Annotated in this window: 18 protein-coding genes; 7 read left to right on the top strand and 11 right to left on the bottom strand. The window is 61.9% G+C overall.

Features of this window, described 5'->3' with window-relative positions; all coding sequences use genetic code 11:
- Nucleotides 1-217 precede the first annotated feature (217 nt).
- The 11 genes from CBM2586_RS23380 to CBM2586_RS23330 all read right to left on the bottom strand — a co-directional run bounded on the left by CBM2586_RS23380 (nt 218) and on the right by CBM2586_RS23330 (nt 12,373).
- Nucleotides 218-1,345, bottom strand: a complete 1,128-nt coding sequence (locus tag CBM2586_RS23380; RefSeq protein ID WP_240988011.1) for an MBL fold metallo-hydrolase — start codon at nt 1,343-1,345, stop codon at nt 218-220.
- Nucleotides 1,346-1,436: 91 nt separating this feature from the next.
- Nucleotides 1,437-2,405, bottom strand: coding sequence for a Bug family tripartite tricarboxylate transporter substrate binding protein (locus CBM2586_RS23375; protein WP_240988010.1), 969 nt, complete (start codon nt 2,403-2,405; stop codon nt 1,437-1,439).
- Between the two features lie 190 nt (nt 2,406-2,595).
- Nucleotides 2,596-3,432: a TetR/AcrR family transcriptional regulator gene (locus tag CBM2586_RS23370; protein WP_240988009.1), complete on the bottom strand. Its 837-nt coding sequence runs from the start codon at nt 3,430-3,432 to the stop codon at nt 2,596-2,598.
- A gap of 64 nt (nt 3,433-3,496) precedes the next feature.
- Nucleotides 3,497-4,756, bottom strand: coding sequence for an MFS transporter (locus tag CBM2586_RS23365; RefSeq protein WP_115690093.1), 1,260 nt, complete (start codon nt 4,754-4,756; stop codon nt 3,497-3,499).
- A gap of 54 nt (nt 4,757-4,810) precedes the next feature.
- On the bottom strand, nt 4,811-5,566 hold the full coding sequence (locus tag CBM2586_RS23360) for a maleate cis-trans isomerase family protein (protein ID WP_115690091.1): 756 nt from the start codon (nt 5,564-5,566) through the stop codon (nt 4,811-4,813).
- Nucleotides 5,567-5,603: 37 nt separating this feature from the next.
- Complete coding sequence (locus CBM2586_RS23355; RefSeq protein WP_115690089.1) at nt 5,604-6,059, bottom strand: acyl-CoA thioesterase; 456 nt, start codon at nt 6,057-6,059, stop codon at nt 5,604-5,606.
- Nucleotides 6,056-7,213: an FAD-dependent monooxygenase gene (locus tag CBM2586_RS23350; RefSeq protein WP_115690087.1), complete on the bottom strand. Its 1,158-nt coding sequence runs from the start codon at nt 7,211-7,213 to the stop codon at nt 6,056-6,058. The genes CBM2586_RS23355 and CBM2586_RS23350 overlap by 4 nt, the downstream gene beginning before the upstream one ends.
- Nucleotides 7,210-8,091: a VOC family protein gene (locus tag CBM2586_RS23345; protein ID WP_115690085.1), complete on the bottom strand. Its 882-nt coding sequence runs from the start codon at nt 8,089-8,091 to the stop codon at nt 7,210-7,212. Before CBM2586_RS23345 ends, CBM2586_RS23350 begins: the two co-directional genes overlap by 4 nt.
- Before the next feature lie 10 nt (nt 8,092-8,101).
- Entirely contained in the window at nt 8,102-9,793 is a 1,692-nt protein-coding gene (locus CBM2586_RS23340) for an AMP-binding protein (protein WP_115690083.1), read from the bottom strand.
- An 88-nt stretch (nt 9,794-9,881) separates the two neighbouring features.
- Nucleotides 9,882-11,069: an alpha/beta hydrolase gene (locus tag CBM2586_RS23335; protein WP_115690081.1), complete on the bottom strand. Its 1,188-nt coding sequence runs from the start codon at nt 11,067-11,069 to the stop codon at nt 9,882-9,884.
- A gap of 239 nt (nt 11,070-11,308) precedes the next feature.
- Entirely contained in the window at nt 11,309-12,373 is a 1,065-nt protein-coding gene (locus CBM2586_RS23330) for a porin (protein WP_115690079.1), read from the bottom strand.
- A gap of 443 nt (nt 12,374-12,816) precedes the next feature.
- Between CBM2586_RS23330 and CBM2586_RS23325 the strand changes: the two genes are divergently transcribed.
- The 7 genes from CBM2586_RS23325 (at nt 12,817) to CBM2586_RS23295 (ending at nt 20,807) form a co-directional block, all read left to right on the top strand.
- On the top strand, nt 12,817-13,770 hold the full coding sequence (locus tag CBM2586_RS23325; RefSeq protein WP_431194960.1) for a Bug family tripartite tricarboxylate transporter substrate binding protein: 954 nt from the start codon (nt 12,817-12,819) through the stop codon (nt 13,768-13,770).
- A gap of 1 nt (nt 13,771) precedes the next feature.
- On the top strand, nt 13,772-14,260 hold the full coding sequence (locus CBM2586_RS23320; protein WP_115690075.1) for a tripartite tricarboxylate transporter TctB family protein: 489 nt from the start codon (nt 13,772-13,774) through the stop codon (nt 14,258-14,260).
- Between the two features lie 47 nt (nt 14,261-14,307).
- The gene (locus CBM2586_RS23315; protein WP_115690073.1) at nt 14,308-15,819 is read left to right on the top strand and encodes a tripartite tricarboxylate transporter permease; all 1,512 of its coding nucleotides are present in this window, start codon (nt 14,308-14,310) and stop codon (nt 15,817-15,819) included.
- 34 nt (nt 15,820-15,853) lie between these two features.
- Complete coding sequence (locus CBM2586_RS23310; RefSeq protein ID WP_172587109.1) at nt 15,854-16,957, top strand: porin; 1,104 nt, start codon at nt 15,854-15,856, stop codon at nt 16,955-16,957.
- 410 nt (nt 16,958-17,367) lie between these two features.
- Entirely contained in the window at nt 17,368-18,372 is a 1,005-nt protein-coding gene (locus CBM2586_RS23305; RefSeq protein ID WP_115690069.1) for a Bug family tripartite tricarboxylate transporter substrate binding protein, read from the top strand.
- A 116-nt stretch (nt 18,373-18,488) separates the two neighbouring features.
- Nucleotides 18,489-19,388 carry a GntR family transcriptional regulator gene (locus CBM2586_RS23300; protein ID WP_115690067.1) on the top strand — a complete coding sequence of 300 codons (900 nt, stop codon included), beginning with the start codon at nt 18,489-18,491 and terminating at the stop codon, nt 19,386-19,388.
- Nucleotides 19,389-19,478: 90 nt separating this feature from the next.
- On the top strand, nt 19,479-20,807 hold the full coding sequence (locus tag CBM2586_RS23295; RefSeq protein ID WP_115690065.1) for an NAD(P)/FAD-dependent oxidoreductase: 1,329 nt from the start codon (nt 19,479-19,481) through the stop codon (nt 20,805-20,807).
- Nucleotides 20,808-21,131: the final 324 nt, after the last annotated feature.

Genomic DNA, 21,131 nt, shown 5'->3' with positions numbered 1-21,131 from the left:
GCGCAAGCAATTCGGCCGAGGCGCGACCTCTGTGCCGCTACCAAGCGCATGGCGCATGAACGGTTCATGCAGGTTCTACGCTGGCCGTGCTGTCGCGCGGGGGCGAATAAGTACCCGTCGAGACGCTCTGGCTCGCACGTTGAACCGAGGATGCGCAGCCCCTCGATGGGCACTGCAAAGTCGATTGAAAATGAGGTTCCTGCGGGCGCTGGCCCTTTCAGTTTCCAGCCCGTGGCACTGTCATCTGGCGCGAATCGGTTCGCGATTTCGCCCGCAACGGAATCCACTGCAGATCGCTCCCGACAACAACGTCGCCACTGAACCCCTCCTTCGCCCTCGTCCAACGCCCTGCGGAATTGTCGGCCGGCGCAAGGTGCGACAGTACCAGTACCTTCACATTCGCCGCTTGCGCCACCGTGCCAACGTCTTCCACCGCGGTGTGGGAATGCACGAGATGGTGCGCCTTAGCTTCCTGGGCTGCATTTCGTGGCTGCGGATACAAGGCGTTGACCCACGCGGTATCGATCACTTCATGGACGAGCACGTCCGCACCTTGCGCGAGCCGGATCAGGTTACGACTGGGGCTGGTGTCGCCAGAGAAGACGACAGATCCGTCTGGGGTATCGAAGCGGAAAGCAAATGACGGATAGACCGGCGGATGACTGACCAGTGTCGCGGTGACTTTGACGTTCTCATCCTGATAGACCGGAAACGGTGCCATCTCTGGTGCCGGATCGGTATTCGGGTCGATACTGTCTTGAGAAGGAATCACGATGTCCTGCACTTCGACACGTGTACGCGGGTTCGGTTTGCGACTATCAAGAATATTGTCGTTGATGTCGGTAGCAAACGCCCGGTATATCGCCTCGGTCATTGCGACGGTACCCGGCGTCGGGCTTTCTGGTGCGACGATGCCCGACACACCAACGGTGCTGCCGCTGACGGGCGGAAGCTTTCCTCTTGCGCCCGGCCCAAACACCCGTACGGGGCTCTTACGCTCGCTTAGTCCGTCGGACGCACCGAACAGAACCAATGACGGATAATCCACCACATGGTCCGCATGCAAATGGGTAATGAATGCAGCCCGTAGCGATTCGAGGCCGCGCGCTGGCGCAGCTGCACCCAACCCAGCCTGGAAATATCGCCGGAGCCAACCGTCGCCTAAATCAACCAAATAGACATGGCCATTCACTACCACGGCCGACGAGATGCCCGCGGCCTGTACACCGCGCCATGAAGTTCGTCCCCCAGACGTACCAAGAAGGACCAGATGGGCACTCTCTTTTGCGCCCGGTGTGTTGGCTTGCTGCGCGTCTGCCCTGGAGGAATGGACAGCAATTGCCATGCATGCGGTGAGCAGCGCAACGGACGACTTTCGGCGCCAGGAGACTCCCAGTCCAGATCTGTTCATTATTCTGCATATCCTTGTTGGCCAGCTACTCAGGCTTGACGCCCGCGTCCTGAATCACACGCTCCCATCGCACTTTTTCGGCCTGCACAAAGAGTGCGCTCGGCTCTCGGCCAAGTGCCATCGGATAGGTGCCAAGATCCTTCAGCCGTTCGACGAAAGCGGGCTGCGCCAAGGTGCGGCTGATGGCGACGTTGACCTCGTCGAGCACCGCGGCGGGTGTGCCCTTGGGCGCAAATATCGCAAACCAGCCCTTGACGACCAGCCCCGGCGCAACATCCCTTGCCAGCGGGATGCCGTCCAGCCCCGGAAGCGCGGTGTCCGAGGTGACCGCCAGCGCTTTGAGCCGGCCGCTGCGTACCAGCGGCACCAGAGGCGCAATGCCGTCGACATAGACCGGCACATCGCCCTTCACCACAGCCTGGATCGCCTGCGTAGTGCCGCTGAAGCTGATCTGGCGGAATTTGGCCTTCTGCAACTGTCCCAACATCTCGGCGGTCAGGTGAGGCACCGAACCACGAGTCGGACTGCCGATGGCAATATCGTCGGGTTTAGCCTTGCCAGCCTTGAGGACATCCACAAGGCTCTGGTAGCCCGATTTTGGATCGGCAACGAACATCATGGGCGTGTAGGCTAGCGTCGACGCCACCTCCGTGTCCCGCTGAATGTCGAATTTTGCCTCCTTGTACATCATGGGCGTGATCACGGCCGCTGCGGCATGGAACAAGCCGAGCGTGTAGCCGTCCGGTGCCGACTGACGCAGCGCGGTCATCGCAACAATGCCGTTGCCGCCTGGCTTGTTTTCGACGATGACCTGCTGCTTCCAGGCTGCGGTCAGGCGCTCGGCAACTTGCCGCGCGATGATATCGGGAGCGCTGCCCGCGATCGATGGCACCACGATGCGAACCATCTTTTCTGGATATGCGGCAGCGTGGGCGGAAGCTGCAGCGGTGAGCCCAGCCATAAGGAGCAGCCCGAGGCAGGCGCGACGTTTCATGTTGTCTCCCGTGTATGGCGCATGGCTAGCCGGGGGGGCGGCATGACCACGCGTATTTGATATGTCGACAATTAATTCTAATTTAATTGTCGCAGTATCAAATAAGGACTTACCACTAAGGGAGCCGCCGACGGGCGAGGTAAGAAGTTGTCACGAAAAGGGGCGCACCAATGCATGCCCCCACAAGAGCTCAGGCGGCCCTGGACCGAGATTTTCGCGCCGGCTGGCGGTTCTGCTGCTTCCACGCTTCAATGCCGTCAAGCGTGATGCGCAGGCCTTCCTCAAACGCAATATCGGAAGACAGCCGCGAGAACGCCTTGCTGACGAACCGCGCCCCGGGATACTGCAGTCCAGAAGCCGACTCGAGCTTCTTCTCAATAAATGCCTGGTGATAAGCCGGCAACTGCCGCGAAGCCTCGGCCATACTGGCCGACACCAGGTACTGCGCAATCAGGTGATAGCCAAGCGCCACCTGTTCGGCTGTAAAGCCACCCTGCATGATGGCCGACGTCATGCGATTGAAGAACTCCAGCCCATAATCGGTCTCTCCCGGCTCCACGTCCTGAAACAAGCGATACCGATTATGCGACGCAACATAGATACTGACGCCCGGGTTTTCCACGGCGACTTCGAAACTCAGCCGGGCAATGCCCTCCACGTCCGCGCGCCAGTCGCCGGTCAGCGACGGCAGCACGCCAACACGCTGCCGGTAGTAGTCGTTGAGCACCCCGGACACCAGCTGGTCACGCCCCCCAAGGTAATAGTGAATCAACCCCGGCGCCACGCCGAAGTCCTTGGCCAGCTGCACCATCGAAATCTGGTCCAGGGGCATGGACTTCGTCAGCTTGATCGCATGCTGCAGGATGGCGACCCGGCTCAGCATCGGTTCGGCACCGATAGGCGAGTCCGTTTTGGGCGGCCGGCCACGGCGGCGCGGTGCAGAGGGGGCGACGGGCGCTTTGCCGCCGGTTGCGGCGGCGGCAGTGGTATTGCGGCGTGCGGCTGGCATGTTGGTCTTACCGGTCATGGACACAGGGCCGCAAAAATTGCGGCCCTGAGAATTTTACCCCGCCTCGCCAGCCATGGCGAACTCAGGCGCCGGCAGGCTCGGGGAGGCCGGCACCATGCGGCCTGGGACGCGGATACCGCCCCAGCGATAACGTCAGCGCACCGGCCGCCAGCAGCATGCAGGGCAGCACCAGCAGCGCCGTGTCGTAATTGCCATGCCGGTCGAACCAGCCCCCCAGCCCGATCGGTCCGATCACCGCGCCAAAGCCGTAGCCGGAGAACGCAATGCCGAACAGCGCCCCGAACGCGCGCAGCCCGAAATACGAGCGCACCAGGTAGGAGATCAGGTCACCCTCGGCGCCGATGGTCAGCCCGATCAGCGTGGCAGCCACCAGCAGCATCTGGTAGTCGCGCGTAACTCCGAGCAGGTAGATGCCCGCGGCGCCGCCGACGAAGAACACGCAAGCGACGAACGGCGCGTGGATGCGATCGATCAGCACCCCGGTCAAAATGCGGCCCACCAGCAGCCCCACGCCGACCATCGACGCGCTGCGCGCCGCTTCCGCCGGGCTGAAGCCCTTGTCGGCAAACATCGCCGGCAGGTGCGGCCCCAGCGACAGCGTTGCCGACGACGCCAGGATAAACACGCCCCAGATCGCCCACAGCCGGTAGCTGCGCAGCGCCTCGCGCAGCGGCACCCCGGGCGCTGCGGCGGTTGACGTGGCACGCGCCACGCCGGGCACGCGGCGCTCGCGCAGCAGCGCACAGGCCAGCAGTGACAGCACGATCGAGCCAATCCCCAGGGCGACATACGCCGCGCGCCAGCCGTAGCCCGTGACCAGGTACTGCGCCGTGGCGGGCATCAGCACCGTGCCGGCGCCGAGTCCGCACATCGCAATGCCGAGCGCCAGCCCCAGGCGCTGGTTGAACCACTGCGGCAGCACCGCGAGATAGCCCAGCACCGAAGTCGCAGCGCCGAAGACGCCGACCACCACCGACAAGCTCACCCACATCGCCTTGCTGCCATCCTGCAACGCCATGCATGCCGTGGCAACGCCGAACACCAGCGCGGATGCCGCGATCACGCGCCGGATGCCGAACCGGTCCATCATCGTGCCAACCAGCGGGCTGACCACTGCCAGCCCGAACATCGAGGCCGCGTACGACAGCGAGGCTTCCGAGCGGCCCCAGCCAAACTCCTGCGCCAGCGGCTGCACGAAGACGCCGGCGGTGGCGTTGAACAGCGGGGCGTAGCCCGCGAGCATCCCGAGCGCCGCGCCCAGGATGACGGCGACATAGGTCCAGCGGCCGGCGGCCGGCGCCGGTTGGGGGGCTTGCTGCATGGGGGTTGTCTCCGTTGCGGATGGTGGCAGCCTTTGCGGGCGGCCGTCTTGTTGTCATGCCAGTCCGGTGCGGCTGCCGAGCAAGGCGCCGGCGCCGGGCGCCTCGGCGCGCAGGCCGAGCCGGCGCAGCATCTGGCGCGCGGTGCATGCCGCCGTCGACGTCACCGGAATGCCGAGCGCCTGCTGCGCCGGCTCCAGCGCCGCGAGCGAAGGCATCTGCACGCAGGCAGACAGCACCACCACGTCGACGCCGGCGGTATCCAGCCGCTGCACGTCCTGCAGCAGTTGCAGCGGGTCGCGCGCGCCGACTTCCAGGTTGTCGAGGATGGAAAAGTTGATCGCATCCTGCACCGCGATGCCTTCGCTCTCGATGTAGTCGACCACCGTGCGCGTGAGCGCATCGCTGTATGGCGCCAGCAGCGCAATGCGGCGCGCGCCGAAGTCCTTCAGTTCTTCTACCAGCGCGCCGGCCGAGGTCATCACTTGAGGCAAATGGGCTATGTCGCCGATCGCCGCGGTGAGGTCTTCGATGATCTGCCGGTGGTAGCCCTGCCCCATGCACATGGTAGCGACCAGGCACGCGGTGCTCATGATGTCGACGCGCGCGTCGGCCAGTTCCTGCGCGCAGCGGCCCATGTCGCGGTTCATCTGCGCCAGTTCCTCGGCCACCACGCGGTGCATGCGCACGCGGCTGGAATGGAAGGAAAAGCGCTCCGGCAGCACCTGCATGCGGCCGGCGAAAATGGCGGGGACTTCGCGCTCCATGGTGATGTTGGAGCTTGGGACGATCTGTCCGATTCTGTATTGCATAATGAAAGTTTGAGAATGTCAGCGGCAGCGCCGCGCCTCAGCGCGCGGCGGGGGGCCGCTGGAAGGCCGACAGCGCGGCGCGCAGCGAGTCGGGAATGGGCGTGCCGACGCGCTCGTCCAGCCGCACGCAGATAGGCGAGAAGGTTGCGTCGAACACCGCGCTTCCGTCGGGTCGCCGGGCCATGCAGCGGATGTCATAGGAGCGCGTGCGGATTGCTTCGATCCAGCACTCGATGTCGATCACATCGTCCGGCCACAAGGTACCGATGAACTCGAAGCGCATGGCCTTGCACGGCGTTCCGACGCCATGCTGTGTGCCTAACCGCCCCGCGCCGCCGGCGATATGTTCGGAAAACAGCCCCACCGCACCGAGCAGGTAGTCTGTGAAGCGGCCGGTGTAGACCACCCCGGCCGGGTCGCAGTCGCCCCAACGCACGGTGCGGCGCACCACGAACGGCCGCTCCCTGAGCACATACTCGGTAGCGCGGATCATGGGTGCTGCCCGGCCGGCACCGACACGCCCGCCGCCGTCAGCTCGGCGAGCAGGTTCGGGTATTGCTCGCGCAGCCGGTTCAGGTCGACGCGGCCGGTGCGGGTCATGAAGCGGAACACGAATTCGTGCGCCGTGGGCAGATCCATCCATTCGCGGATGCGCTCGTACCAGTTGTACGAGGCCTCAGACGCGCTGATCAGCTTGGCCTTCTCGGGACGGCGCTTTTCATCGTAGCGTCGCAGTGCGGCCTGCACATCGTCCGGCGAGGCGACGATGGCCTCGGCCAGCGCGATCGCGTCTTCCATGGCGATGCGCGTGCCCGAGCCGATCGAGAAATGCGCGCTGGTCAGCGCATCGCCGATCAGCACCTGGTTGCCGACATGCCAGGTGTCGTTGACGATCACCGGGAACTGGCGCCACACTGAGTTGTTTGACACCAGCCGGTAACCGCCCAGTTCGGCGGCAAAGATCTTCTCGAACAACGCCTGACGCTCTTCCTGCGTCATCGACTCCATGCCGAAGTCGAGCCACGTCTGGTGGTCGCACTCGGCCACAAAGGTGCTCATCGAGTCCGAGTATGGATAGTAGTGCGCGACGAAATACCCGCCTTCGTACTTTCGGAACACCAGTGCCGGGTTCGGGAACGGCTTCTCCACGCCATACCACGCGAAATGGTTGGTCAGGCTGTGGCGGCGCGTGCCGAAGCCGGCCTCGTTGGCGGCGCGCAGCTGTGAATTGACGCCGTCCGCACCGACCACCAGGTCGGCATCGATGGCCGAGAAATCGCTGATGCGCTGGTTGTACGTGATCCGCACCCGCAACTCGCGCGCGCGCGCCTGCAGGATCTGCAGCAGCCGGATGCGCGGGATCGCGCCGCCGCCCGCGCCGGGACGCTTCATCGTGATCAGATGCTCGTGGCTGACGATGGAGTGGCGATCGCTGAAACGCATCGCACGCGCCAGTTCATCGACCACTGCCGGCGAAGCCGCGCGCAAGTTGGACAGTCCGGTATCTGCCAGCACCACGCCGAAACCGAAGGTGGCGTCTTCCGGATTCTGCTCGTAGATATCGATGTCGACATCGGCAAGCCGTTCCTTCAGCAGGATCGACAGGAACAGCCCGGACGGGCCGCCCCCGATAATGGCGATCTTCATTTGGCTTCTCCCGGGGCGATGACCAATGCATCCATGTCGAACTGTTCGATGCGCCCTGCCAGCCCTCCCGTCAGCGCGCCGTACCAGACCGCCGGTTTGAAGCCGAGCGCCTTGCGGCCGAAGCGGATGCCGGGGTTGCCGTCGATGCGCACGTAGCCGTTGCCGAGCGGCGTGGTGGCGTACCCTTCGATCTTGCCGGCCACGTCGAGCAGCGCAGAAAACTCGGGAACGTCGAGCACGAACACTGAAGCCTTGCCCGCCGGCGCGGTCTTGTCGATCAGCGCGGCCTTGCGCTGCCACACCGGTTCGATCGAGCTGAACGGCGCGCCATCCTTGCCGGCGTTCTCCAGCTCGATGGCGGCCTCAATGGTCAGCCGGGCATCGTCGGCATCGGACCCGCTGAACGGACGCACCTGCCAGGTGATCTCGATCGGATACCCGTTGGGGTCGTTAAAGTAGATCGATTCGATCACCTCGTGCCGGATCTGGTAGCGCAGCGGGATGCCAACCGCTTCGACGCGCTGGCGCCACATCAGCAGTTCGGCCTCATCGCGCACGCGCCAGGCGGTGTGCGTGGCGCGGTCCTGGTAGTGCTCGCGCACGGTCAGCCAGTCGGGGCGTTCGGTACCGATGTAGTAGAAGAAGGCGATGGTGCTGCCGTTGCCGCTGTCGAAGAAGAAGTGCAGGAAGTCCGCATGGTTGTCCGGACCCCAGCCCTTGGCGGAGATCGCATGCACCAGCGGCAGGCCGAGCAGATCGCGGTAGAAGTGCACGGTCTCGGCCAGCTTCCAGGTCGGGCGCGCGGTATGGTGCACGCCATGCAGCTGCACGGAAGGCGCTGCGGCAATGGTCGTCACTTGGGTCGTCGCTTGGGTCATCTCACTTCCCTTAGTTGGTGTTGCCACGGGCCGCCTCGGCCTCGAGGGTCTGCGTGATCTGCTGGCGCAGTAGAGCCTTGCTGAGCTTGCCCGATGCGGTCAGCGGAAATTCGCTAATCACTTCGACACGCTCCGGCCACTTGAACTTGGCCAGGCCAGCCTGCTGCAGGTATTCGGTCAGCTGCGGAAGGGACAGGCTGGTGGCAGGCGGCTTGGGTACGATGAACGCGCACACGCGCTCGCCGTAGATGCGATCGGGCATGCCGACAACGGCCGAAGCCAATACCGCCGGATGCTGGTTAATCACGTTCTCCAGCTCTTCCGCATTGATTTTCTCGCCACCGCGGTCGACCACATCCTTGATGCGGCCGCAGAAGAAGTAGTAGCGGCGCCCGCCGACCACGCGCGACGACATCAGGTCGCCGGAGCGGTAGAAGCCATCGGCAGTAAAGCGCGTTATGTCTTCCTTCTCGGACTTGTAGTAGCCGCGGATCGTGTACGGGCCGCGGAACAGCGCCTCGCCGGCCTCGCCGTCGGCGACCGGCTCTTCGGTGCCGGGATGGACGATCTTCACTTCGTCATACTCGGACACCGGGCTGCCGACCGAGGTATCGCGGATTTCCTGCGGGTCGTCGCGGCGCGCAAACATGATCACGCCCTCGGTCATGCCGAAGATGTGGTGCGTCGGCGAGCCGGTCAGCCGCGTCAGCCCCGCTGCGTTCTTCGGCGCGATGAAGTTGCGGTGCGCGCGCTCGGCCGCGCCGGCCTTGGCCAGCTCCGGCGCGATCCGCGTCAGGATCGGGCCGGCGACGCCGAACCACGTCGGGCGGTAGTCGCGCACCAGTCGCTGCAGGTTCTCCTCGCCGATGTCGGGCGTCACGGTCACGGTCGCGCCGGTCAGCAGGAACGGGCCGAAAAAGCAGCCCATATTGAGGTTGTGCATGTACGGCGTGGGGAAGAACAGCACGTCTTCCCGCGTGTAGCCGTTACAGGCGGCCACCGCGCGCATGTTGTACAGGTACTCGCTCTGAAAGCGCGGGATGATCTTGGGCACGCCGGTAGTGCCGCCGGAAAGCTGAAACACCGCCACCTGGAAGGGATCATGCCGCACGCCGGCGAGCAGTTCGCGCGCCCGAGCGAGCGGCATCTCCCTTACCAGGTCAGCCAGCAGCACTGCCTTGCCACGGCGCTCGCCGCGGGCCTGCAGGATATGGGCAAAGCTCGGCACCTCGGCCTGCATCGCTTCGGCGAAAGCGACATCGTCGAACTTGGGATCGTCACCCTGCACCAGGTGCAGCCGCGCTTCGCACAGGTTGCCCAGGTAGCCGATCTCCAGCTTGCGGAACGCCTGCAGCGAGCACAGCGGAATGATGCCGGCCTTCAGGCAGGCGAAGAACGCCAGCAGCAGTTCGTTGCAGTTGCCGCACTGGAACACGGCGCGGTCCAGCGGCTTTAGGCCCAGCGCCAGCAATGCGGCGGCCAGGCGGTCGGTCTGCTCGTCGAGCTGGCGATAGGTCAACTCGCCTTCGGGGCCCGCCAGGGCCACGCGGTCGGCATGGCGTTCGAACGATTCGCGAAATGCGCCTGCCAGGGATTCGCCGGTCAGCACGCCTTCGGCGACATAGCGGCGCAGCCTGTCTTCGTCTGGATACCTGACGCCCTCTAGCAGCTGCGGCGGACGGACGGTGTAGTTCTGCAACATGTGTCTCTACCCTTTTTGTCGATGGTCGGGGCCGCGTGCGTTGATGTCGGGGGGCGACCGCGCGCTGGCCCTGGTGGATGCTCGCCGGCTAGCCCATGTGCTCGCGCAGCCAGGCAACGATATGACGCCCGGCGATCCGCTGGCCCGGCTCCTCGTCCCGGCTCAGCGCCATGCCGTGGTGGTTGCCGCGCACACGCAGGTGCTGCTTGCGCGCGCTCGGGATCTGTTGGTAGATCGCTTCGATGTCAGACGGGAAGGTGCACTGGTCGCCGGTGTACTCCAGCAGCAGCGTGGGCTGGTGCAGTGCGTCGAGGGTCTTGTCGAGCGCGGCATTCGACGACAGTCCAGACCACGTCGACAGCCACGACTCCGGCGTGACCACGCGGCCAAAGCCAACACTGCCCCAGTTCGATACAAATGGGTCCTTGCCCCATAGCGAACCGGTCTTGCGGTCGGACGGGTCGAGCGAGATGTCCCATGAGCGCAGGTCGGCATCGGTGCGCCAGACCTGGAAGATCGGGGCATGCGCGGCCACACGGCGGTCTGCTGCGGTGCCGCTGCCGGCCTTGATGCGCTGCCGCGCTTCGTGCTTGTCCTTGAGAAGAGCGCGGGCGCGGCTGTCGATGCGGGCCACGCGCTGTTCCTGTGCTTCCCGATAGCGTTTGATGAAGTCCGGCGCATAGCTGCCGCGCCCGGCGCCAGCGTCGAAGCCGTTGGCGGCCGAGAACGGGTCGAGCGACGGGTCGGTTTGCATGGGGTCGTCCTCGTCAACCACGGAAGGGTCGAGGCCGCTCATCAGCAATTTGCCCTGGCCGGGGTGCGGCGAAACCAGGATCATCCCATCCACCACAGGCATCCGGGCTTCGGCCAGGCTGGTCGGGCGGCCGCCAGGCGTGCGAGCGATGCGCTGCTCAGGGGCAGCTTGCGACTGCTGGTTGTAAAAGGCATACAGCCCCGCGCCGCCGGAGTTGCCTAGCAGCACGATGCGCTCGTAGCCCAGCTCACGCAAGTGGGTCATGCCGGCGGCTACGTCGAGCAAGGCAATTTCATGCTCCAGGCGCAGGTCGTTGCCGATCGAGCGCGGACCCTGGACCCAGCAGGCGCAGCCGGCGTCCAGCACGAATGGCACCAGGTAATGGGTGATGGCCATTTCCCTGGGGTGCATCAGGGAGACGACGGTTTTTTCCTTCCCGGTGACCGTGAACAGGAAACCAAGCGTGCGTTGGCCATCGGCTGTCCCAAGTGCATAGGGCACCATTTGATAAGGCCGGGACATCAATCGGGCGTCCCATGATGCACCCCGCATGCCCGCTGTCACCGTTGGCTTCTCTTGCTCTGTCACGATGTCTCCTCTTGATAAATGCTACCGTCTCAATAATGTAAAAGTAATTTGATATGGTGTCAAATAATGGTAAACGCTGTTTCGCCGCCTCCATGCAATGGCGCAAAAAAAGCACGCGCCTTCTGGCGCGTGCTACCAAGGCACGGCGATGCCGCACAGAAGATGAAGCCCGCTTAGAAGTTGTGCCGCATGCCGATGACGGCACCAATCTGGTTTGCGCCGGGTATCACCGAACCGTCATAGCCGTTCGCGCCCAGCGCAGATCCGCCCTTGTTCTTTGTGTAGGACGCCGTCACATAGGCATCGGTACGTTTTGACAACCGGTAGTCGGCTGACAGCACGAACGAGATGGGATCCTTCGGTGAGGTCCTGTCGTTGGTCTTGTACACCGCCGCGGTCAATGCAAAGCTTGGCGCGAGGCTCCAGTTTGCGCCTGCCCACATCAGATCCGTGCGGGTCATCGACGTCACGAGCTGGCTGACCAGGCGGCGGTAGCCGAGGTACGCCGTCACGGGGCCGACCTCCACTGACGCCGCGCCGACATAGCGTCGCTCGGTGAGGCCCGCCTTAGCGGCTGAGTTGCCATTAAGTTGATCGTAGACCCCGCCGAATCGGAACTTGCCAGCCTGGTAGCTGAAGCCGGCGCTCATGTCGCGGCCGACCCGACTGTTTCCAGGTACCTCCGAGCCATTCGGTACTGTCGAATCGACCCCGAAGCTGTAAAGACCCGCGATTGTCAGGCCGCCGAACTTCCCCGTGTACTTGGCTGCATTGTCGACCCGTCCCGCAAGCCACGTGTCATGACTGAAGGCCGAATACTTTGGTGCGAAGTACATCGGGTCATAGGTGATGATGAGGTCGAACATCAGGTTGTGGTGACGCCCCATCGTGAACTGACCGAACGTGCCGCTGTCCAGCCCAACGTATGCCTTGCGCCCGAAAAGCCGCCCGCCCTGCGACGCCATACCGGAGTCCAGCACCATGCCACCTTCCAGCACAAACACACCCTTCAAACCGCCGCCAAGGTCTTCGACACCGCGCATGCCCCAGCGACTGCCAGCGATATTGCCAGACGTCATGCGGAACAAGTCTTCACCTTGTCTTGTTGCATCGGGCACATGGTTTAAGTACTCAATACCGATATCCGCGACGCCGTAGAGCGTGATCGACGATTGGGCATGGGCGTGCGTGGCCGCCGCCGCGAGCATGGCGCCCGCGATGGGCAGGTATTTCTTCATGGCTCCTCCGATGATGGGAAAGACCCCGCCGAGGATTCTTGGCGTCTTGCGGGGCATGCGGTCTCGTATTGGTAAGCAGCACAGCTGCCATGCGGCAAAACTTCTATGCCGACGCAGAATTATTTGAGACCATAACAATAATCAACATTATTTGACTATGTGTCAAATAATGGTTTTCCCCAAGTTCGCTACCTCCCTTGGCTGGTCATACGTTCCGCTCCTGTGCGGGCGCCAACTGGCGAGCTTCGGCTTACACCACTTCCCTCGGGTTATCCCTGCCCTCCCATTCATTGCAAGTGGGCGGTATGCATTACATAATCACAAATCGCATTGTGAGCGACCTCCTGGAAACCTGACCATCAACGCGGATGCCCAGTTTGCCCGAGATTCGACCTGCATTGCACTTTGTTTTAATAGAATGCTTAATGGGGAGACTTAAGATGATGTTTAGAACAATTGCGGTGCGGGCCGTCGGCGTACTTTGTTTAGTTACCGTCAGCGTCGCCTCGGCGATGGATACGGCAAAGATCATGGTCCCGGGATCGCCGGGCGGAGGGTACGACCAAACTGCCAGAACCTTGGGCAAAGCCTTGCAGGAATCTGGCCAAGCAAAGGGAGCAACGTACGAGAACAAGCCTGGAGCCGGTGGGACATTGGGACTCGCTCAGTTCGTGAACAGCAGCAAAAGCGATCCCAATGCGATCTGTATCATGGGCGCCATCATGGTCACCGGGGTGGTACAGAACAACCCGCCCATTACGCTTGCGAATGCAACGCCCATTGCCAAGTTGTTCACCGAGTACAACGTCATAGCGGTCAACAAAGCGTCGCAATTCAGGAACTTGGCCGACCTGATGGCGGCCTTCAAGAAGGACCCTGCCTCTGTCAAGTGGGGTGGCGGCTCGAAAGGCTCCACTGACCATATTGGCGTAGCAGAACTGGCCCGCACAATCGGCGTTCCCAGCAACAAGATCAACTACATACCATTTGGCGGCGGCGGTGAAGGCACAGCCGCGATGCTCGGCGGCCATATCTCAGTTATCACTGGCGGCTACTCCGAACTCGCCAAGTACATTGAATCGGGGCAGATGCGCGCACTCGCCGTGACATCCCCTGAGCGCTTGGCAGGTGTCCAGACACCTACGCTGAAGGAACAGCGAGTGAACGTCGTGATCGGAAATTGGCGGGGCGTCTATGGCGCGCCAGGACTTAAACCGGAACAACAGAAAGCCCTTGCCGACGCCGTGGTGGCGGCAACCAAGACAAAGATTTGGCAGGATACAGTCAAAGCCAACCAGTGGACGGCTGAAGTCATTACTGGCGAGGCCTTCGGCAAGTTTGTCGAGAGCGAGCATGCGCGCCTTCGGACTATCCTTGCCGACGTCGGGTTGAAGTGACATGGCCTGCGCGCAGCCAAATTATCGTCACCTCGCGCTCGGCTTGGGCCTCGCCGGTATTGCTGGCGGCCTTGCAATGGGCGCGGCACGCTTCCCGGCGGACTCGGGTTACTCGGTCATGGGAACCAGTGTCTTTCCGTTCGCTGTGGCGCTGTTCCTCGGCGTCGTTTCCGCCGGGATAGTGCTGCAGGCCCTGACCGGAGGACTGAGGAACCTGGACGAACCTGAAGGATCCGAACCGGCCACTCGTGATGCTCGCGCTGGTGCAGCCTGGGTGTCTGCCGCCGTGCTGCTGGACGCACTGCTGATCGAGCGCGTTGGCTTTGTGTTGGCAGCTAGCCTTCTATTTGTCCTCTGTGCGCGCGGCTTCGGCAGCGGGATGTGGCTCCGGAATTGTGTGGTCGCGCTGGCCATCTCGCTGCCGGTGTATTGGGGATTCGCCAACGGGCTCGGCATCTCACTGCCACGCCTTTTCAATCACTGGATCTAGCCGTCCACCTATGGGGCTGGCGCCCCCCTCACTGGCCGCCAACCATCATGAATGATCTGTGGAATGCCCTTCTCCAGGGCTTCGGGGCGGCGCTCGTCCCAATGAACCTGCTATGGGGCTTTGTTGGCTGCCTGCTAGGCACTGCCGTCGGCGTCCTCCCTGGCATTGGCCCTGCGTTGACTGTAGCCATGCTCCTCCCTGTCACGGCGCAACTGGAGCCCACCAGCGCCCTAATCATGTTCGCGGGTATCTACTATGGGGCGATGTTTGGAGGCTCGACGACCTCCATTCTGCTGAATACGCCGGGCGAATCCGCTTCCATGGTTACCGCGATGGAAGGGAACTTAATGGCAAAAAATGGCCGAGCGGGACCGGCTCTTTCCACCGCGGCGATCGGCTCGTTCTTCGCCGGCACGCTGGCGACTGTGGGGCTGACCCTGTTCTCGCCGTTTGTGGCCGAGTTTGCCTTGCGCTTTGGCCCAGCCGAGTACTTTGCCATCCTTGTCCTGGCCTTCACCACTGTTTCAGCGGTACTGGGAGCCTCAATGCTGCGCGGCCTTGCCAGTCTTGGCCTCGGGCTGTCGATCGGCCTGATTGGCATGGACTCCATTTCGGGGCTGGCGCGCTACACCTTCGGGGTTCCCGAACTCGTCGATGGAATCGAAGTCGTCCTGGTGGCGGTAGGTCTGTTCGCTGTCGCCGAGTCCCTGTATGCATTGCTGTATCCCGCAAGCGGCGACGCCTCCATGAACAGAATGACCTCGCTCTGGATGAGCCGTGACGATTGGCGTCGATCTGCCCCCGCATGGCTACGCGGCACACTCATTGGCTTTCCCTTCGGATCGATCCCTGCAGGTGGCGCCGAGATCCCCACCTTCCTTTCGTATGCGCTCGAAAAGCGTCTGTCAAAAGCCCCTGCTGAATTCGCTGCGAACAAGGGCTGTGGGGCTATTGAGGGAGTAGCGGGACCTGAGGCGGCCAACAACGCAACGGCCACCGGCTCGCTTGTTCCGCTCTTGACACTTGGCATTCCAACGTCGGCAACCGCGGCAATCCTGCTTGCCGCCTTTCAAAACTACAACCTGCAGCCGGGCCCACTGCTATTCCAGAACTCACCAGAACTGGTATGGGGGCTGATTGCGTCTCTGTACGTCGGCAACGTCATCTTGCTCGTGCTGAATTTGCCACTGGTGAGTCTCTGGGTAAAGCTGCTCTCCATTCCGAGGCCCTTCCTATATGCAGGAATCCTGCTGTTTGCCTCGATCGGCGTCTATGGCATGCGGCAGTCCTGGTTCGACTTGCTGCTCATGCTGGCCATTGGGTGGGGGGGCGTACTGATGCGGCGCTTGGACTTCCCGGTCGCGCCCGTCATCGTCGGCATGATCCTCGGCCCGATGGCCGAGAAACAGCTTCGCAATGCGCTGTCCATCAGCCAGGGAGACTGGCTGGTTTTCCTGAGTCAACCCATCGCAGCAAGCCTGCTTGCGGCGACGGTGCTGATCCTATTGGTACCGACCGTCCTCCGCCGCAAGGGTATTCGATTGTCCGAGGACGACTGATCCAATGAATAACTACATCCTGACTGGAGTGAGAATGAAGCAAATGCTGGCCACCGGCCATCGCGTGATGTCGATGTCGATGCTGTGCCTACTTTCCACGCTTGCCGTCCCGGCCTCAGCGCAATCAAGCGTCACTTTGTACGGCCTGGTTGATACCAATATCGAGTTCAGCAACCATAACGCAGTCGACGGAAAGAGCGCAGCTTCGGGTCTTGCCAATGCGTACCGTATGAATTCGGGCGGCATGAACTCCTCGCGCTGGGGGATCCGGGGCAAAGAAGATCTTGGAGGGGGTCTGAAGTCTATCTTTACCCTTGAGAGCGGCATCGACACGGACACCGGCAACTCCTCCGATGGCAGACTGTTTGGGCGCCTCGCGTTCGTGGGTATCGAAAGCAGATATGGTCAACTTGCGCTGGGTCGACAAACGTCTTCGATGTACGACCTGGTCCTTCCCCACGACCCCATGGGGTATGCCCCTCAGTATTCCTGGGTAAGCAGCACCGGCTCGGCGCCCAGCACTGGATACAAGACCCGGCTGGACAACACAGTCAAGTACACAGGCGTCTTCGGGCCGGTAACGACTGTCGCTCACTATAGTCTCGGCGAGCAGGTTGGCAACGGCAATGCCAGCGCGGCATTCGGCGGAGGGCTTCGCTATGACGGAGGGCCAGCCAGTTTTGGTGTGGTCTTCGATCAGGGCAACGGCGCGCCCACGGCCAGCGGCACGTATTCAAAGGCCCGTGATATCACCGCATCCGGCTCCTATTCTTTTGGCGCATTCAGCGTGTTAGGTGGATACCGTTGGTATGAACTTATACCTGTCACTGGCGGCAGTGCAAGAAGTGATTTGTGGTGGGCGGGCGTCCGCTACGCAGTGACACCTGCTCTGCGCCTCACGGGGGCGGTCTACTACGAGGATAAGAAAGACACGGCGTCAGATCCCATGCTGTTCGTACTACAGGCCGTCTACTCGCTTTCGAAGCGGACAAGCCTATATTCGACCGTCGGCTATGCATACGCGAAGACGAATAACGATGGCACCTTCACACCAGTCGGCGTCATGAGGGCTGGCGATCGGACGCCTGTAGCGAGCAATCAGACGGGCGTTACGCTCGGAATACAACACCGCTTTTAACTGACTGCGCTGCTGCGCCCTTGTCGGGCGTAGCAGTCGGATCCGCTTCTGCCTCTTGGTGCCACGCGCTGCAACCGTGGTGGCCGCCTAGCAATGGGCCTAAGCCGTGAAGCGGGCCGTGACTTGCGGGCGCTGCGAATTGACTAGCCGCAGGCCCGCACTGCATCGAAGAGGCAACACCTATCACAATCACAGTGCTTATCTAGATTGTCAATTCATATGCACATAACGCGATTCTTGCGGCAATTTCCTACGGAGTGAAGATGGCTTTTGTTCAACTTTATTTGGCGAATATGACTTTCTAAAGACACTTCTCGCAACAGTCTCGCGGTTGTACTTGTGCGCGCCGCTAATGCCCTCTATGATCATAAAACGCTAAAACTAGATGCGTAGCAAAGGAGACATCGATCATGCCGATCATCTGCAATCTGCGTCGCCGTTCGATCCTCAAGGGATTCGCCCTGGCACCGTTCGCCGGGGGGGCCGGGGCGTTAACCTCGCCGCTCGCCTGGGCGCAAGACAAGTTTCCCAGCAAGTCGGTCACTTTCATCGTTCCCCAAGCTGCTGGGGGCGGCGCCGATCTGCTTTGCCGAACGGTTCAGGCGAAAGCTCAGGAGTCGCTCGGGCAGTCCATCATCATTGATAACCGGCCTGGGGCTGCGGGCAACATCGGGACGGTCGCAGGGGCGCGAGCTGCTCCGGACGGGTACACGATGACGTTCGTCAACCTCTCGACCATGGCTTTGAACCCGCACTTGTATTCGAAGCCGGGATATTCCGTTGCCGACTTCGACCCACTGGTCTGGATGGCGTCCGTAGCCAACATTCTGGTTGTCAATCCAAATGTTCCAGCGAAGACGCTTCAGGAATTTATCGCCCTAGCGAAGTCCAAGCCCGGCAAGTTGACTTACAGCTCCGCCGGAAACGGCAGCGGCAATCATCTCGGCGGTGAAATGCTGAAAACAATGGCACAGATTGATCTGGTTCACGTGCCGTATAAAGGCGGTGCACCGGCCGTTGTCGCGGTACTCGGCGGTGAAGTCGATGCGAGCATTGCCGATCCGCTCGCCGCGCTTCCGCACATAAAGTCCGGGAAATTGCGCGCGCTCGCAGTGACCAGTGCAAAGCGCGCTGCGGGCTTGCCGGAGGTGCCAGCAATCGCCGAAGTGGTAAAAGGGTATGAGGCCACCTCGTGGGCTGGTGCAGTCGTGCCCAAAGGCACGCCGAGTGCAATATCGCAGAAGTTGAGCCAAGCGCTAGTGGCTGGGTTGAAGGATGCGGCAAATGCCGAGAAGCTGCGCAGCCAACTGTACGAGCCAACCGCCGGATCTAGCGCTGAGTTCGCCACCCTCATCCGCAAGGAAAACGAAAAGTGGTCCAAGCTCATCAAGCAACTCGGTATGCGCATCGACTGAGCCGGGTCGGACCTGCGCGGCCTGCGCGACGTCGTGGCAAAATGCAGTCTGACCATGCCGCACCACGTTCGGCGGCAGCCGCCGCCGGCTCATCGGCAACTGCTTCGCACCCGATCATGAATCTGTCTCAGCTCCAAGCCCGTGTCGCCCGGGAGATCGTTGCACTCGTCCGACTCGACAGTCTGCGCGCCGGAGATCATCTAGCGGAAAGCGCGCTGGCGGACCGTATCGGCGTGTCGCGCTCGCCAGTCAACGTCGCCCTGCGCTACTTGGTGGAAATGGGAGCCGTAGTTCATGATCACAATCGCGGGTATTTCCTGGAGAAGGATGCGTCAGATCTGTCCGCTATCGCTGAAGAGCTTTCTGCAGAGCCTGACGACCCTCTATACCTCAGGATCGCTGAGGACCGGCTGAACAAGAGCTTGCCGGATTTAGTCAACGAAGCCGACATGATGCGGCAGTACAACGTGTCCCGCAGCGCGCTGCGAAAGGCGCTGTCCCGCATTCAACAGGAAGGCTGGGTGGAGCGTTCCATCGGGCATGGTTGGATTTTCCTACCCATGATCGACTCGGCGCAGGCCTACGAAGAAAGCTATCTGTACCGTACCGCGCTGGAACCAACGGGGTTGCTAAGCCCTTGGTTTAAGTCTGATCCCGTGGAGCTTGCTTCATTGCGCCGCCAGCAGCGCGCGATCGTGGACGGCGGCTACCAGACCATGACGCCGATCGAACTGTTCGAGTCGAACAGCCGCTTCCATGAAATGCTGGCAAAGTGGTCGGGAAACAGGTTCATCGTCCAGTCGGTCAAGCGCATGGATTCGCTGCGACGGCTGGTCGAGTACGGACAAGCCAAAAACCGCAAACCGCGGCAAGAACAGGCTATTGAACATCTAGCCATCCTGGACGCCATAGCCGCGCAAGATATGCTGAAAGCCGCCGCACTGCTCCGCGAGCATTTGGAAGGCGCGCGACGGCGAAAGGTGCACAGCGCGGACGTTTTCAGGAGCGCAGCCTGAATCGGCAGGTCGTCATCACCTATGGCGGCCTTATTTTTGCGCCGCTGTGCATTTTGTGATCACAAACAGCATTAATGGGGCTTCTGAAGCATGCCAGCAATAACTGAACGACACCGAATTGTGGTCGTCGGCGGAGGCGCCGGTGGACTCGAGTTAGTCACCCGGCTGGGAGACCGCTTCGGCAAACGACGGTCGGCCGAAGTCATATTGGTGGACCGTAATCCCACTCATATCTGGAAGCCGTTACTGCATGAGGTTGCCGCCGGCAGTATGGATCCCAACACACATCAGCTTGAATACGCTGCGCAGGCCCGATGGCATCACTTCGAGTTCCAACAAGGCGAACTGACCGGCATCGACAGGAGCCGCAAATGCATCGAGATCGCGCCTTGCTTTGACCCCGAAGGAAGCGAACTGCTGCCGGGACGGGAGCTCTTCTATGACACGCTTGTGCTTGCGGTTGGCTGTGTAACGCATTTCTTCGGCGTACCTGGCGCGGAAACGCACGCAATCGCCTTGGATACCGTCGAGCAGGCCGATCGCTTCCGGCGCAAGCTGATTTCGGCGTGCATCCGCGCCCAAAGCGGCCGCGGGCGGACCGCTGCGGCCGAGCAGCCGCGCGTGGACATTGCGGTGGTCGGAGCTGGTGCAACAGGGGTCGAATTGGCTGCGGAACTGCGCAATACAGCCCATGTGCTTGCCGCCTACGGGATCCACAGCCTAGATCCGCGCCGCGACGTCCATATCCATGTCATCGAAGCCGGTCAACGCATCCTGCCCGCCCTTTCCCCTCGTGTTTCGGAGGAAACGCGCAAGCTTCTGCAGAAGCTCCACATCAACGTTCTGACAGCTGAGCGCGTCACTGAAGTCTCGCCGCTCGGGATCCAAACTGCAGACGGCAAATGGATCGATGCCGACCTCACGGTCTGGGCAGCCGGTATCACAGCGCCGTCGGTCCTTTGTAATCTCGGACTACCCGTCAATCGCGCCGGCCAAGTGATAGTCGGTCCGACCTTGCAGGCCGACGGCGACCCGGACATCTTTGCTCTGGGCGATTGTGCGAGTTGCACCTGTGCGCATACGCAGACCGTCGTTCCTCCACGGGCGCAAGCTGCGCACCAGCAAGCGACTTTCCTGTTTGCAGCGATGAAGGCAAGGCTCGCTGGCAAGCCGTTGGCTTCGTTTCGGTACAAAGACTTTGGTTCGCTAGTGTCGCTCGGACATTTCAGTGCAGTGGGCAGCTTGATGGGCGGCTTGATTGGCGGCTCGATGTTCATCGAAGGCGTTTTCGCTCGACTCATGTACACGTCGCTCTACCGCATGCACGTGATGGCGCTGCACGGCGCGCTGCGCATGGGACTCGACACCACGGCGCATTGGTTGCGAAGCAAGACTCATCCGCGCATCAAACTGCACTAACCGGCCGGCAAGTTCCTCCCACCCGAGGGGAACGCCCCTATCTCGCTGCGTCGCCGGTCTTCCTCGATGAACCCAAAAAAAGCTCGAACTCGCCAGGGACGCGCTCCAGCATCAAGATCGTCAGTCATCTGACCGGCCTACCCCTTTCTTCTGCCATACGAATCGCAAACTTCGGATAACTTCGAGGGAATTCACCGTAGACCTGAGCCGGAGAAGCCACCGCTAGTTATGCCGGCCGCGGCTGCGCGGTACCTATTGCTCTCGACTAAGAAAATGCGGCGGTGAAACGCTTTTTCGTGAAAGATTAGTGCTCCCATACAGTAA

This window comes from Cupriavidus taiwanensis, from assembly GCF_900250115.1.
Taxonomy (GTDB): Bacteria; Pseudomonadota; Gammaproteobacteria; order Burkholderiales; family Burkholderiaceae; genus Cupriavidus; species Cupriavidus taiwanensis_B.
This window is presented reverse-complemented; position numbering and strand designations above follow the sequence as displayed.